Genomic DNA, 13,407 nt, shown 5'->3' on the forward strand with positions numbered 1-13,407 from the left:
GTCCATGGAGTTGTCGTCCAGGCAAGGAAGAAGGTATCGCCTTTAAAAGTTGCAATGTCAATTTTTGGATTAGACTTTACCTTGAACTGCGCAACAATGGTTGTATCCTTTACATCTTTATACGTGCCCGGCTGGTTCAGCTCGTGTGAGCTCAAACCTGTTCCTGCAGCCGGAGAGTATGGTTGTATGGTATAGCCTTTGTATAAAAGCTTTTTCTGGTGAAATTCTTTTAACAGGTGCCAGATCGATTCAATATAATTATTGTCGAATGTGATGTATGGCTTCTGCAGATCAACCCAATAGCCCATCTTCACAGTAAGGTCGTCCCACTGCGATTTGTATTTCATTACTGCCTCACGGCATTTCTGATTGTATTGCTCAACGGTGATTTTTTTACCGATATCTTCTTTGGTAATACCGAGTTCTTTTTCAACCTGTAATTCTACTGGTAAGCCGTGTGTGTCCCAACCACCTTTACGTTTCACCTGGAAACCCTGCATGGTTTTAAAACGGCAGAAAATATCTTTCACCGTACGGCCCATTACATGGTGTATACCAGGCGTACCGTTGGCTGAAGGCGGACCTTCATAAAACGTAAACGTTGGTTTGCCTGCCCTTGTATCTACTGATTTTTCAAAGATTTTTTTATCGTTCCAGAACTGCTGTATTTCTTTCCCTACTTCAGACAGCTCGGTTTTCTTTTCGCTATACTTCACGGTATTAGTCGTTTCTTGGTGTTTTAATTTCTAAGCGCTGAAGGTCGATTTCCATATCATCATCTTCAGTGTGTACCTTTTCGTGTTTATCCTTAATGATCGGATACAGGTTAATTTTTTCTCCTTTGCTGAATGTAAGCAGCAATGCCGGCAATACAATCAGGTTGGTAAACATGGCGAAGAACAAGGTTAATGATGTTAATACACCCAATGCAATTGTTCCGCCGAAATCAGAGAATGAGAATATCAGGAATCCGCAGAACAATACGATTGATGTATAGATCATACTCACACCTTCTTCCTCCAGTGATTTTACAACGGCCTGCATTACGCTGCCATGGTAGTGTTTCAGCTCCTGCTTGAATTTACTCAGGTAGTGGATTGTACTGTCGATTGAAATACCAAATGAAATACCAAAGATCAAAGCGGTACTTGGTTTCAATGGAATATTGAATAAGCCCATGATGCCGGCAGTCATGATAATAGGAATCATATTCGGGATTAAGGAAATCAGAATGATCTTCGGATTTGTAAAGATGAACGCCATCATCAATGAGATCAGTGCAAAGGCCCACACAAGCGATTCTGAAAGGTCATCGATCAGGTATTGATTTCCTTTTAAGAACAATAAGGTTGTACCGGTAATATGTACCTGCTGTGTGCTATCCGGGAAGATTTCTTTTGTTTTCGGACGTATATTGTTTTCAACCAACTCTTTCATTTTCTCTGTGCCGATATCGGCAACCTTACAGGTAAAGCGTACATAGCGGCCTGTAGAGTCAACAAACGAACGCATAAGCTTATCTTCTTTTGCATCATTCGTTTTCATGAAGGATGAAAGCGAAACCATCTCTTGCTTGCTTGGCACTTCATAGAAATCAGGTAAACCATTGTAATAAGCCTGGCGTGCACCCTTCACGATATTCAATACAGATAGCGGCGGTGAAACGTTGTTCAGTGATTTTAAGTAAGATTCCAGTTCATCCAGTTTTTTCATGTTTGATGGAATCCGGATACCTTTCTTCTTGCCAAGATCCACAACAATTTCCAGCGGCATTACACCTTTGAAATGCTGTTCGAAGAAAGCGAGGTCACTTTTAACACCACTGCTTTTCGGAAGATCATCCACCATGTATGAAACCACCTGAATGCGGTAGATCCCCACAATTGAAATAGCGATCAATAAAGCAGTCACAATATATACAACCGAACGGTAACGCAGCACTACATATTGCAGCATGTTGTTTACACGTCTCAGGAAGCGCAGGTCAAGGTGCTTCAGTTGTTTGTCATTCGGAGCTGGGAGGTAACACAACAAGGTTGGAATAACAACGAGTGAGATCACAAATGTTGCCGCACTGATCAAACCTGCAACCAAACCGAATTCTTTAATGATGATGATGTTGGTGAAGTATAACACAAGGAAACCGACAGCAGTATTCATGTTGGTCATGAAAGTCAGGAAGCCGATCTTTTGTACAATCCTGCTGATGGCTTTAATTTTATTGCCGTGTTTGCGATATTCCTGGTGGTATTTGTTATACATGTAAATACAGTTCGGAATCCCGATCACAATGATCAGTGCCGGTAGCATACCTGTCAGTAAGGTGATTTTATAACCCAGTAGTACGATTGTACCCATCGTCCATACAACAGTAACAATGATTACCAGGAAGGTGAAGAATACTGCGTATAAATTTCTAAAGAAGAAATACAGGATCAGTGAAGTAACAATGATGGAAAGAATCAGGAAGAACTTGAACTCCGCCTGTACGTCGCGCACCATGATGGTACGTACATATGGAAGCCCGGCAAAATGTGTTTCAACCGCAGTCTCTTCTTTAAATTTCGCTGCAAGGTTTAAAATGTTTGTTACAACTTTCTGACGGTTGTTGGAGTTCAGATACTTTGCATCAATGGAAACCGCAATCAATGCTGCATTGGTGTTTGGATTCACGATCAATCCTTTATAAAACAGCTGATCGTTTGCGAGCTGCAGCATATCATCCAGTTCCTGCTGTGTTGCCGGTTTATGCGTGAACACAGGCTTCACATCCAGCTTTGAATTGATAGTATCCTTTGTCAGCATTTTCACTGTCGGCAAAGAGATCGCATCGTTTACGCCTTCTACCTGCTGGATCGCATAACACAGGTCATAAAACTTATTGAAGTTTTCAAGTTTAAAAAGCTTGGCATCCTGCACACCAATAACCATGATGTTACCGTCTTCACCAAACATTTTATAAAACTCATTAAAATAAACCATGTCCGGGTCGTCCTGAGGAACAACCTTTAAAAAATCGTACGTGATTTCAATCTTGGAAGCCTTATACGCCATAAAGCCTGTGATTGAACCTGTTACAATTAATAATACTAATCGAAACTTAATTATAAAACTACCTAACTTTGCCCACATATTCTGCTTTTCAAATAAGGTGGCTAATTTAAGCAAATTTGCTGATATCTGTATTGAAAAAGAGTCAAGTATTTATTATTTAAATTATTGATAATCTGAATATTGTGATAAATGTAAGGATTTTGGCTTTCATGCAGGAAAACACATTATTCCCAATGGCTGCATCCATTCTGTTTCTGCAATCGTTAAGCAAACTTTAAATACTTGCGTTTCAAATACTTTAAACCGGAATCTGTACGTTACCTCCATAGTTTTATCGCCCCGTTTTTATGATACATATTGCAAGCCCCTGTGATGCCGATTGGCAAAAAATGCACCCTGAAGGCCAGGGAAAATTTTGTTCTTCCTGCGAAAAGGTTGTTGTCGACTTCAGTAAGATGAGTGATGCAGAAATTAAAAATTATTTCACTGCATATAAAGATCAAAAAACATGCGGACGGTTTTTAACGTCTCAAGTTGACAGGCCTTTACAAGTACCTGTAAAGACGGGTATCCGGACACGCTTCAATACCATTCCTGTTTTCCGCTCCGTTGCAATTGTATTGGCAAGTTCATTTCTATGGTTAAGCAGCTGTGTTAAAAAGCAAACAACGCTTGGAGAACCATCCGTACAGGATCCTGATTGCAATGAACAGATAATGGGGGATACAGTGGCTGTACCAATACCCGAAGATACGACTGCACTTGAGCCCGATAAAGATACCATTCAATTCCTGAAAGGAGAAGTTGCCGAGCCTCAGGAAATCTATATGGGCAAAGTGCGCATGACAGATACCATCAGCAGAAGAATCAAAAGAAGAAAATAATTAATGTGACTAGAATTGCAGCAGGTTCAGCTGCGTTACTTTTGTCTGCCACTTTTCAACGTGCATGTTAAAAATATTTCTGTACTTTTCGATGATGAGCCAGTGTCGCTGATAAAAGTCTTCATTCATTTCGTAATTGTATACATAATCGCGGAAAACAGCTTCAAAATTCAATACATTACCTACCAGATCCCTGTAATCCTTCAGCAAGTCGGTCTGGTAGGGATCTTCGAGTATTGGTTTGATTTCATTTTCATAAAATAACGATGCCGTATCGTTTATTGCCAGGCCTTTCTCCAGCCAGCAATTCAGTTTGCTATCATCTTCGTATTTAAAAAAGTCGGTCACGCATTTATTCGCAAACCAAGATGGAAAGACAATATTCGGACGAACGGGTTCATCGGTTGATTCATCAAAAAACTCCAGCTGCGATTGCTGTGCATGTGATGTATTGAACAGATACCATTCTGCATCCATAATCAAGTAAATAAGTTTGCGGGTTTTTATTTTCGCAAGCCATATTTTATAAGGCACCGGCCCGTTTGGAAAAAGCACAGGATCAATAGCCATCTTTGTGAGAATTCCCTTCTCTTCAACCAGTAACACCGGGGCCACATGATACACCCAATCAATCTTACCGGTAGGCGACAAACGGTTTTGATCAATGAACGAAATGATTCCGCTGCCGTGAGATGTATAAATGCCCGGAGTAAATGCCCAGATCTTCGCCAGGATAATGCCCTGCGATTCTGCCAGCAAAGAAATATAATGTGCAATGTTATGACAATTGGCCTGCTGATATCCGAAAGGAATCCCCGCATTCTGAATCTGTTCGAACAGAATGGATGCGGTATAGGTACTCACGATAGTAGCCTTGCCGTCTGTAAGCAGCGGATGTTTCTTATACGTTGAAATAATTACAGAAAGAAAATGTTGCTGCCGGATTGCAACAACAAGTGTTATTATAAAAATACATCATTCCCATCAAATAAAAGCCTTAATAAAGAAACTTTAACAAAGTATTAAATTTTAAGTTTGCATAATTTGTATGATAGCGTGATTAAATATAACTGAGAAAATATTTTTGTTATCTTTGAATAAGCATATTCAATTTTCTCCGCCCCAAAATTCATCAGCGAACTGTTAATTTTTATCAAATATGTTAAACATCCTGTGCAGTGATAAAGACGATTGGAAAGTGAAGTGTTCACAGCAGCATTTCGACCGTTCGTATTACAATTTTGTCTATGCTGATTTTGATAAGCTCCCGCGGATTAAGGTGTTTGACCTTGTTCTTCCGCTTTTTGAAAAAGACATTGTCACCTTAAATAAATATTATAACCGCTCAAATAATTTTTTAATTCCTTCAAATAAACTTGTGCGTTTCTGTAATGATAAAAGTGCCTTTAACAATTATTTAATTGCAAATGGTTTTAGCAGGTTTGTTCCTGAAATGCTGAATGAAACGAAAAGCTTTCCTTATATACTGAAGAAGAGTATCGATCAATGGGGCGAAAATTCATATATCATCGACTCTGCAGAAAAAGAACTGGAGTTGTTGCATTTTGTGAATGATCCGGCATATTTTAAACAGAAATACATCTCCGGTGAAGATGAATACACCACGCACTTTATTTTTGATAAGAATAAAATGGTCTATCATTTTACGTTGCACTTCAAATTTCCCAATACCTTATATATCAAAGGTTCGCAAAGCCCGGCCTTTACAACTGCGCAGATTAATCCTACCGAGACTTTATATGCTGATGTATTTGAACATATTCTCAGCGCTATTCAATTCAGTGGTGTGGGTTGTTTTAATTTTAAAGTTGTAAACGGAGTGCCCAAAATTTTTGAACTCAACCCTCGTATTGGCGGTTCATTGCCGTTGGATCTTGTTAATTTTCTTGATGCCTATAAAAAAACCTGTGAAAATATTGAAACGGAAAATGGCTGGCTGGCAAAAATCAGATCTGCTGTTCTCAAAAATTAGTCATTGTATTTTTTTCTTAACCGCTTCAAATTCATTCATTATATCTTTCACAATTTCTGCTGCAGATTTAATACTGCTTAACTGCGCGCTCACCTGCCCGATCTCCAGTTCTCCTTCGTTGAGATCTCCTTCAAAGATGCCTTTCTTCGAACGGCCTTTGCTAAGTATAGTCTTTAATTCTTCTGCCGAAGCGCAGGCTGCTTCGGCCTGTTGCACCTGTTCGTAAAATGCATTTTTGATCAGGCGTACCGGCGTAAGTTTTTTCAGGGTCAGAATAGTATCACCTTCGGTTGTTTCAATCACACGCTTTTTAAACAGTTCATGCGCGGAAGATTCGGCACTTACTGCAAAAGCGGAACCTACCTGTACACCTGATGCTCCCAAAGCAAAGGCCGCGAGCATTGCTCTTCCCGAACCAATGCCGCCGGCTGCAATAACGGGAATGTTCACAGCTGCTGCCACAGCAGGTATTAAACACATCGTTGTGGTTTCTTCGCGACCATTGTGCCCACCTGCTTCGAAGCCTTCTGCAACAACGGCATCAACACCTGCCTGCTGTGCTTTTAGCGCGAACTTCGTACTTGATACAACATGCACGACTGTCATGCCTGCTGCTTTTAATTTCGAAGTATAGGTAACAGGATTACCCGCAGAAGTAAAAACGATTCTGATCTTTTCATCCAGCAACACCTGTATTTGTTGATCGATATGCGTATACAGCAAAGGCAGATTTACCCCAAAGGGTTTATCGGTAGCGGCCTTGCATTTTTGGATATGCTCGCGCAACAAATCAGCAGACATGGAGCCTGCGCCAATCAAACCCAGTCCACCGGCATTGCTCACCGCTGCTGCCAGACGCCAGCCACTGCACCAGACCATGCCGGCCTGTATAATGGGATATTGAGTGTTGAAGAGTTGTGTAATCGTGGTTTGCATAGGTCGGTCAAATTCCAAATAACAAAATACAAATAACAAATGGAGCGGACAAGTGGTTGATGAAATGTCCGTGTAAGATCAAACCTATAAGGTTTTGAGAATTATAACATCGTCTGTTACCATTGCCACCTCTATTATTTTGAGAACTGAACTTATGATTTGCAAACCTTATAGGTTTCGTTTGTGATTACTTCCCCCTTACAAACACTTCGTCATTATCTCGTCGATGTATTCCCTCGTATTGGACAAGCGCGGCACTTTGTGCTGCCCGCCCAGCTTGCCTTTCAGCTTAAGCCATTTATAAAAAGTGCCCTCCGGTACAAAGTGTACTTTCGGTAACAGCAGTGCCATGTCTTTGTGGCGTTTTGCTTCGTAATCTGAATTCAGCTCTTTTAAAAACTGATCCAGAAACCGGGCAAACTGGTCTTTATCTGCAGGCTCTGTTTCAAATTCAATGATCCACTCATGGCCGCCTTTGTTTACATCATTAAAGTAAACCGGACCAGCCGTAAAGTTCGCAAGTACCGCATTCGTCTGTTCACAAGCCTTTGCAACAGCCATCTCTGCATTCTCTACCATCAGCTCTTCGCCGAATACATTGATGTAATGTTTGGTGCGCCCCGTAATTTTTATTCTGTATGGGGCAATGGATGTGAAACGGATCACATCACCTACGTTATATCGCCACAGGCCGCTGTTGGTAGAAATTACCAACGCATAGGCTTCGTTCAGCTGCACCTGGTCGAGTGTGATTGTCTGCGGGAATGGTTCATCAATCTCATCAATCGGAATGAATTCATAATAAATCCCGTGATCCAGATAAAGCAGCAAATCGTCTCTGCTCAAATCATCCTGCACAGCAAAGAATCCTTCGGATGCATTGTATGTTTCCATGTAATGCACATCTGAAGACGGAAAGAACTTCTGAAAGATGGATCTATACGGGTGAAAAGATACTGCGCCGTGAAAGAAGCATTCGAAATGTGGCCAGATCTCCAGCATGTTTTCCTTACCGCTTTTCTCCAGCATATATTCCAGCAGCAACACGGTCCAGGTTGGTACACCGGATAAATTCGTTACACGTTCCCGCAAACATTCTTCCGCAAGCTTTTCAATCTTCGCTTCCCATTCATTCATCAAAGCTGTTTTGATGGAAGGTGTACGTGCATATTGTGCCCAACCAGGCAGATTCGTCATGATTACAGCAGAGATATCTCCGATCTGTGAATCGGATCGGAATGGATTCGGAATGCAGGAGCCGCCGACTGCCAATGCTTTTCCCTGAAACAATTTACTTTCAGGAACATTGTTGAAATACATGGTCAGCAGATCCATGCCGCCTTTATAATGGCAATCCTTTAACGATTCTTTTGAAACAGGAATGAATTTGCTTTTGGCATTGGTTGTGCCCGAAGATTTGGAGAACCAGTGAATATCAGAATGCCACAAGACCTGCTGCTCGCCTTTTAAACAGCGCTCAATCCAGGGATAAAAATTTTCATAGGTAGAAACCGGTACGTTTTCTGCAAACTGTTTTATCGATCTGATATTTTTGTAATCATACTCTTTGCCCCACACCGTTGAGGATGCCTGCTGCAACAGCTGTTTCAGCAATGCCTCTTGTGTCTCAACAGGATGTTCCATAAACCCACGGATGTTTGCCATCCGTTGTTTCATGAATTGTTTGATTACAAAATTAAAAGCAGGAACCATTCAGATTGTAAAATACTATAATAATACTTTTCTGCGGAACTGAAAATGTTGCCCCAGATATACGCGTCGCACGGTTTCATCTTCGGCCAGTTCTTCTGCCGTGCCCGAACGTAAAATCTTTCCTTCAAACAACAGATACGCCCTGTCTGTAATGGAAAGTGTTTCGTTTACGTTGTGATCGGTTATCAAAATGCCGATGTTTTTATTTTTCAGTCTTGCCACAATGGTTTGTATCTCTTCTACAGCAATCGGGTCAACACCTGCAAAGGGTTCATCCAGTAACACAAACTTCGGATCCACTGCCAGTGCACGCGCAATCTCGGTTCTTCTGCGTTCGCCGCCCGACAATACCTTGCCTAAATTTTTACGCACATGCGTCAATGAAAATTCTTCCATCAACGATTCTACCTTTTCTTTTTGCTGTGCCTTTGGCATGTCAGTCATTTCAAGCACTGAACCGATATTGTCTTCAACACTCAACTCCCTGAATACGGATGCCTCCTGTGCCAGGTAACCCAGGCCTTTGCGCGCCCGCTGGTACATCGGCAAGTCAGTAATGTCTTCATCATCCAGATATACTCTGCCTGTGTTTGGTTTCACCAAACCTACGATCATATAGAAGCTTGTTGTTTTACCCGCTCCGTTCGGACCAAGCAAACCTACAATTTCACCTTGCTTCACATTCACCGATACGTCGTTTACAACCAAACGGCTTTTATATTTTTTAATCAGATTGTCTGCTCCAAGTATCATACGTTAGTTTTTTCTGTCTGAGATAAATTGAATATCACGCACCAGTAACTGAATTGTTTTCTTACCATTGAATTCATTCTCTTCCAGAGAATAGCAAATGTCAAATGGTTCCCTGTTTTTTATGCGATCGTAAAACGCATGCATTTGCCAGCCTATTGCAGGGTAAGTTACAGAATCTTGCTGACGAATGTTCAATTTAAGGTGCTTGTCTTTTAAGATTCTGCCTGTTCCGTCATCAAAAACATTACGTGAAACAAAGATCGGCTGCATGTTTTGCGGACCAAAAGGCCCCATTTGCTTCACGATATTTAAAAATTTTGCATCAATTTGATTCAAAGGCAATTCAAGGTCAATGGAAATCATCGGGATCAATTGCTCTTTTTGAATGGTCGACGAAACCACTTCTTCAAACTTAATCCGGAATGCTTCAATGTTTTTTTCTTCCATGGTTAAGCCCGCTGCATATTTATGTCCGCCGAACTGAATCAATAAATCCGAACATTTATCGATGGCTTCGTACAGATCATAATCCGGTACGGAACGTGCCGAACCGGCAACTTTACCATTCGACTGTGTCAGGATAATCGTTGGGCGATGATATTGTTCAATGCATCTTGATGCAACAATGCCAATCACGCCCTTATGCCAGTCTTCTTTATACAAGACTGTTGAACACGCTGTCTCAGCATGCACACTGCTGCGGATCATTTCGATCGCTTCGCCGGTAATCGTCTCATCAAATTCTTTACGTACAAGATTATGATCATTGATATTCTCAGCAAAATTTGCGGCTTCTGTTTTATTCGTAGCCAGCAGTAATTCTACAGCTGCGAATGCATGGTCTATACGACCGGCAGCATTGATGCGCGGACCAATCGTAAACACAATGGTATTCACATCGATATTTTTCTTCAAACCTGCTACATCAATAATTGCCTGAATACCTGGCCGCGGTGCTTCATTTAATTTACGGATGCCGTAATAGGTGAAGATCCTGTTCTCGCCCGTGATCGGCACAATATCCGAACAGATACTAACGGCCAATAAATCCATCTGCTCAAACAACAACTCCGTTGAATAACCAGCATAGCTGCATAACGCCTGCAGTAATTTAAAGCCAACGCCGCAGCCCGAAAGTTCTTTATATGGGTACGGACAAGCCGGCTGCTTGGGATCTAATATAGCCGCAGCTTCAGGCAACACGTCACCCGGATTATGGTGATCGCAGATGATAAAATCGATGCCGTATGAAGCAGCCAGCGCAACCATTTCCACCGAACGGATACCGCAATCAAGACTGATGATCAACCCCGCTTTGGTATCGCGCGCATACTCGACGCCTGCTTTCGATACACCATATCCTTCTTTGTAACGATCCGGGATATAGTATTCAATATTGGTATAATACTTCTGAAGGAATCCATAAAAAACAGCTACTGATGTTGTTCCGTCTACATCATAATCGCCATAGATCAGGATGCGTTCATTCGCAGCAAATGCCCGCATGATACGGGCAACAGCTTTGTCCATGTCGCGCATCAAAAAAGGATCATGCAATTCAGATAATAACGGTCTGAAAAATGACTTCGCCTCATCAAACGTCTGGATACCGCGCTGCACAAGCATAGCAGCAATGTATGGATTAACATTTAATGCCTGGGTAAGCGCTGCAGCCTTTTCAGTATCCGGAATTTTTTTTTCGATCCAGCGTTTTATTTGTGTAATCAATGTGTTTTATGCTTAATGCGAAAGACTTAAAGCCTAATGCTTGGATTCAATATTTATTTCTTCGAAACCCTCCAAGGGTTTAAAATCCCTGGAGGGTTAAGTTTGTAATTTGATTTTTGTTTTTTGGAATTTAGCAAAGCCTCTACTCTTCCAGCAGCAGCTCATCATCGTTGTCCAGTTCCAGCGCTTTGATCTCGCCTACGGCGTTACCGGCTATGCCGCGAATGGAGCCGTACATGCCAACCGTGCTTTCAATTACTTTGTCAATTTGCTTTTCGCGCTCTTTCCAGATTTTATTCATGGCAATCTTTTCCTTATGCAGAGCAGACTGCATGCTTGAGAATGCTTCCACAATTGCTTCTACCTGCTGGCGGAATTCATGCCCGGTTAAATACGAATACAGCATCTGCATTTTTTCACCTCTGTTCTCTTCCGCGCCTTTGGCTTCTGTTACTTTGATCAATCCATCGCGCAGTACATGCGACAAGCCTTTGATCTGTTCAAACGTACAGATCCAGATGCCATCTTTTATGCCAAAGGTGGTCATTTCCTTCGGCATGACACTGGTTACTAACACAGCCAGACTTGCTTTCTGGCTGCGCAGATCACTTTTCAATTTATCGATCCAGCCTTCACTGAATGCTTTGGTGTTTTTTGCTTCATAAATAATGGTACCGCAATCCCGTCCCTGGTTGTTCCGCACCGTTTGAATAATATCTGCGCCGCGTACTCCTTTACCTACTTCTTCAATCAGGTCAAATGGAAAAGCTGTCTTCAGCAGATCTTCCAGAAATAATTCCTGTGCTTCGCCCTGTAATTGCATGGAACCTTGTTCAGCCTTACGTTTCATTTCATCAATCTGCCTGCGGAGCTGATCCAGCTGCGCATCTTTCTCCCTGTTTTTTGCAAGGTTTTGTTCGTCGGCCTGCTTCTGAATTTCTTCAGCCATTGTCTTTTTCTGTTCCAGTAGCTGTTTCTCAAAGTTCAGCTTCATGTCCTGCTCCACATCTTTCAGCTTTTGTTCTGCACGCATCAGCTCCACCTCTTTGATCTTCAGTTCCTGGTTTTCCTTGTTCTTTTTCTCTAAATCTGCGCGCATGCTTTCAAGCATAGTAGCATTTTCCTTCGCCACCTGCTCGTTGATCTGGTCGCTCAATTGCTTGCGCAGCTGCTGTTCCAGAATACTTTTTTCCCTGGCCATGTTTGCTTTCATGGTTTCTTCCATCTGTGCTTTTTCAGCCACAAGATTTTTCTGCAGGTTCCGCAGTTTCAGTTCAGCTTCATCCAATTGCTTTTTACGTTCATCCGCATCTTTCTGCACACGAACCATTACTTCGGCTTCAATTTGTTTGGCCAAGGCTTGCTCAGCATGAAAATGATGGCCGCAATTCGGACAGGTGATTTGGTTAATGCTACTCATAATTAAATTGGAGAATGGATTATTAAAAATACAAAAAAGTTTAGAGAGAAACAGCCTTGATTTCTTTCAAAGTATTCGTAAAAAACAAAGGCAACAGGTATCTGTTGCCTTTGCTAAAAATAGCATTTGTATCGTTTACAATGTGCCTTCCAGCGCATCTTTTAATTCAACACGCTGACCATCTTTGTATGCAACAACCCAGGCATCGCTTACACCCATTTCACGTAAATATTTTTTGAAGTTATCTGCCTCCCAGTACGTAGGAAATGAACCTAAGGTATATTTCTTTGTACCATCAGCATCTACTTCACCGCTGAAGTTTTTATTATTATCAAAATATTTACTCAGGTCTTTATTTTTAAAAGCACCAATCTGTACTTTGTACACAACACCTTTAGCAGCCATCGTATTTGCCGGAGCCTGCGTTGCCGCTTCCTGTTTTCTTGCTTCCTGTGCCGCTTGTGCTTCTTTTAGTTTTGTATTCAAATCCGATACCTGAGCTTTCAATACATCATTTTCCTGTTTCAGCTTTAAGTTGGCCGCTTCAAGAGCACTCTTTTCTTCAACCAGCTGCTTGTATGTAGCAGGTGTTAACGATTTGATTTTATGCGCCCATTCTTTCTCTTCTTCTTTCGTCATTTGTGCAAACGATGAAGCAACTATGGCCATGATCAACGCAACTGATAAAAATATTTTTTTCATAAGGATGTCTGATAATTGTATGGTGTAAATTAAAATTTTTATTTGATAAAGAAAAGCCTTTTACTGCATGGAAAAGCAGGTGTCTGCGGCTGAAATCATTATAACGGTTGTTTACGCAGACCAGTGCTGCTTTGTTGAATAAAAAACGGCACTATTAATCAATCACTTACAGCGGCTCGATTCTTTAAATCATCAGCTTCGGATCCACCCAGGCATCAAACTCC

11 protein-coding genes are annotated in these 13,407 nt (G+C 41.5%); 2 read left to right on the forward strand and 9 right to left on the reverse strand.

The window, feature by feature from the left end; genetic code table 11:
- Positions 1-716 (reverse strand): class I tRNA ligase family protein (locus tag ACTHJT_RS07640; RefSeq protein ID WP_440237411.1); only part of this gene is annotated, 716 nt, incomplete at its 3' end.
- Between the two features lie 4 nt (positions 717-720).
- Complete coding sequence (locus ACTHJT_RS07645) at positions 721-3,054, reverse strand: efflux RND transporter permease subunit (RefSeq protein WP_440237412.1); 2,334 nt, start codon at positions 3,052-3,054, stop codon at positions 721-723.
- Between the two features lie 347 nt (positions 3,055-3,401).
- Here ACTHJT_RS07645 and ACTHJT_RS07650 point away from each other — a divergent pair, with 347 nt between their 5' ends.
- Positions 3,402-3,938 carry a hypothetical protein gene (locus ACTHJT_RS07650; RefSeq protein ID WP_440237413.1) on the forward strand — a complete coding sequence of 179 codons (537 nt, stop codon included), beginning with the start codon at positions 3,402-3,404 and terminating at the stop codon, positions 3,936-3,938.
- Between the two features lie 9 nt (positions 3,939-3,947).
- Here the strand turns inward: ACTHJT_RS07650 and ACTHJT_RS07655 are convergent, their stop codons facing one another.
- Positions 3,948-4,802 (reverse strand): protein-glutamine glutaminase family protein, encoded by an 855-nt coding sequence (locus ACTHJT_RS07655; protein WP_440237414.1) that lies wholly within the window; start codon positions 4,800-4,802, stop codon positions 3,948-3,950.
- A 295-nt stretch (positions 4,803-5,097) separates the two neighbouring features.
- Here ACTHJT_RS07655 and ACTHJT_RS07660 point away from each other — a divergent pair, with 295 nt between their 5' ends.
- Positions 5,098-5,931, forward strand: a complete 834-nt coding sequence (locus ACTHJT_RS07660) for a hypothetical protein (protein ID WP_440237415.1) — start codon at positions 5,098-5,100, stop codon at positions 5,929-5,931.
- On the opposite strand, the gene ACTHJT_RS07665 is transcribed toward ACTHJT_RS07660, so the two are convergent.
- The 6 genes from ACTHJT_RS07665 to ACTHJT_RS07690 all read right to left on the reverse strand — a co-directional run bounded on the left by ACTHJT_RS07665 (position 5,932) and on the right by ACTHJT_RS07690 (position 13,183).
- Positions 5,932-6,867, reverse strand: a complete 936-nt coding sequence (locus ACTHJT_RS07665) for an NAD(P)H-dependent flavin oxidoreductase (protein ID WP_440237416.1) — start codon at positions 6,865-6,867, stop codon at positions 5,932-5,934. It lies immediately after the preceding gene.
- 198 nt (positions 6,868-7,065) lie between these two features.
- On the reverse strand, positions 7,066-8,580 hold the full coding sequence (locus ACTHJT_RS07670) for a GH3 auxin-responsive promoter family protein (protein WP_440237417.1): 1,515 nt from the start codon (positions 8,578-8,580) through the stop codon (positions 7,066-7,068).
- 15 nt (positions 8,581-8,595) lie between these two features.
- Complete coding sequence (lptB, locus tag ACTHJT_RS07675) at positions 8,596-9,333, reverse strand: LPS export ABC transporter ATP-binding protein (protein ID WP_440237418.1); 738 nt, start codon at positions 9,331-9,333, stop codon at positions 8,596-8,598.
- Positions 9,334-9,336: 3 nt separating this feature from the next.
- Positions 9,337-11,061: a single-stranded-DNA-specific exonuclease RecJ gene (gene recJ, locus ACTHJT_RS07680; protein WP_440237419.1), complete on the reverse strand. Its 1,725-nt coding sequence runs from the start codon at positions 11,059-11,061 to the stop codon at positions 9,337-9,339.
- A gap of 142 nt (positions 11,062-11,203) precedes the next feature.
- Positions 11,204-12,481 carry a DUF2130 domain-containing protein gene (locus ACTHJT_RS07685; RefSeq protein WP_440237420.1) on the reverse strand — a complete coding sequence of 426 codons (1,278 nt, stop codon included), beginning with the start codon at positions 12,479-12,481 and terminating at the stop codon, positions 11,204-11,206.
- Positions 12,482-12,616: 135 nt separating this feature from the next.
- Entirely contained in the window at positions 12,617-13,183 is a 567-nt protein-coding gene (locus ACTHJT_RS07690) for an Ezrin/radixin/moesin family protein (protein ID WP_440237421.1), read from the reverse strand.
- Positions 13,184-13,407: the final 224 nt, after the last annotated feature.

This window comes from Cytophaga sp. (assembly GCF_051961495.1).
Classification (GTDB): domain Bacteria; phylum Bacteroidota; class Bacteroidia; order Cytophagales; family Cytophagaceae; genus Cytophaga.

Coding starts and splice junctions, on each gene's coding strand:
- ACTHJT_RS07645 (WP_440237412.1), bottom strand. CDS start 3,054: ATGGCGTATAAGGCTTCCAAGATTGAAATCACGTACGATTTTTTAAAG.
- ACTHJT_RS07650 (WP_440237413.1), top strand. CDS start 3,402: ATGATACATATTGCAAGCCCCTGTGATGCCGATTGGCAAAAAATGCAC.
- ACTHJT_RS07660 (WP_440237415.1), top strand. CDS start 5,098: ATGTTAAACATCCTGTGCAGTGATAAAGACGATTGGAAAGTGAAGTGT.
- ACTHJT_RS07665 (WP_440237416.1), bottom strand. CDS start 6,867: ATGCAAACCACGATTACACAACTCTTCAACACTCAATATCCCATTATA.
- ACTHJT_RS07670 (WP_440237417.1), bottom strand. CDS start 8,580: ATGGTTCCTGCTTTTAATTTTGTAATCAAACAATTCATGAAACAACGG.
- lptB (WP_440237418.1), bottom strand. CDS start 9,333: ATGATACTTGGAGCAGACAATCTGATTAAAAAATATAAAAGCCGTTTG.
- ACTHJT_RS07685 (WP_440237420.1), bottom strand. CDS start 12,481: ATGAGTAGCATTAACCAAATCACCTGTCCGAATTGCGGCCATCATTTT.
- ACTHJT_RS07690 (WP_440237421.1), bottom strand. CDS start 13,183: ATGAAAAAAATATTTTTATCAGTTGCGTTGATCATGGCCATAGTTGCT.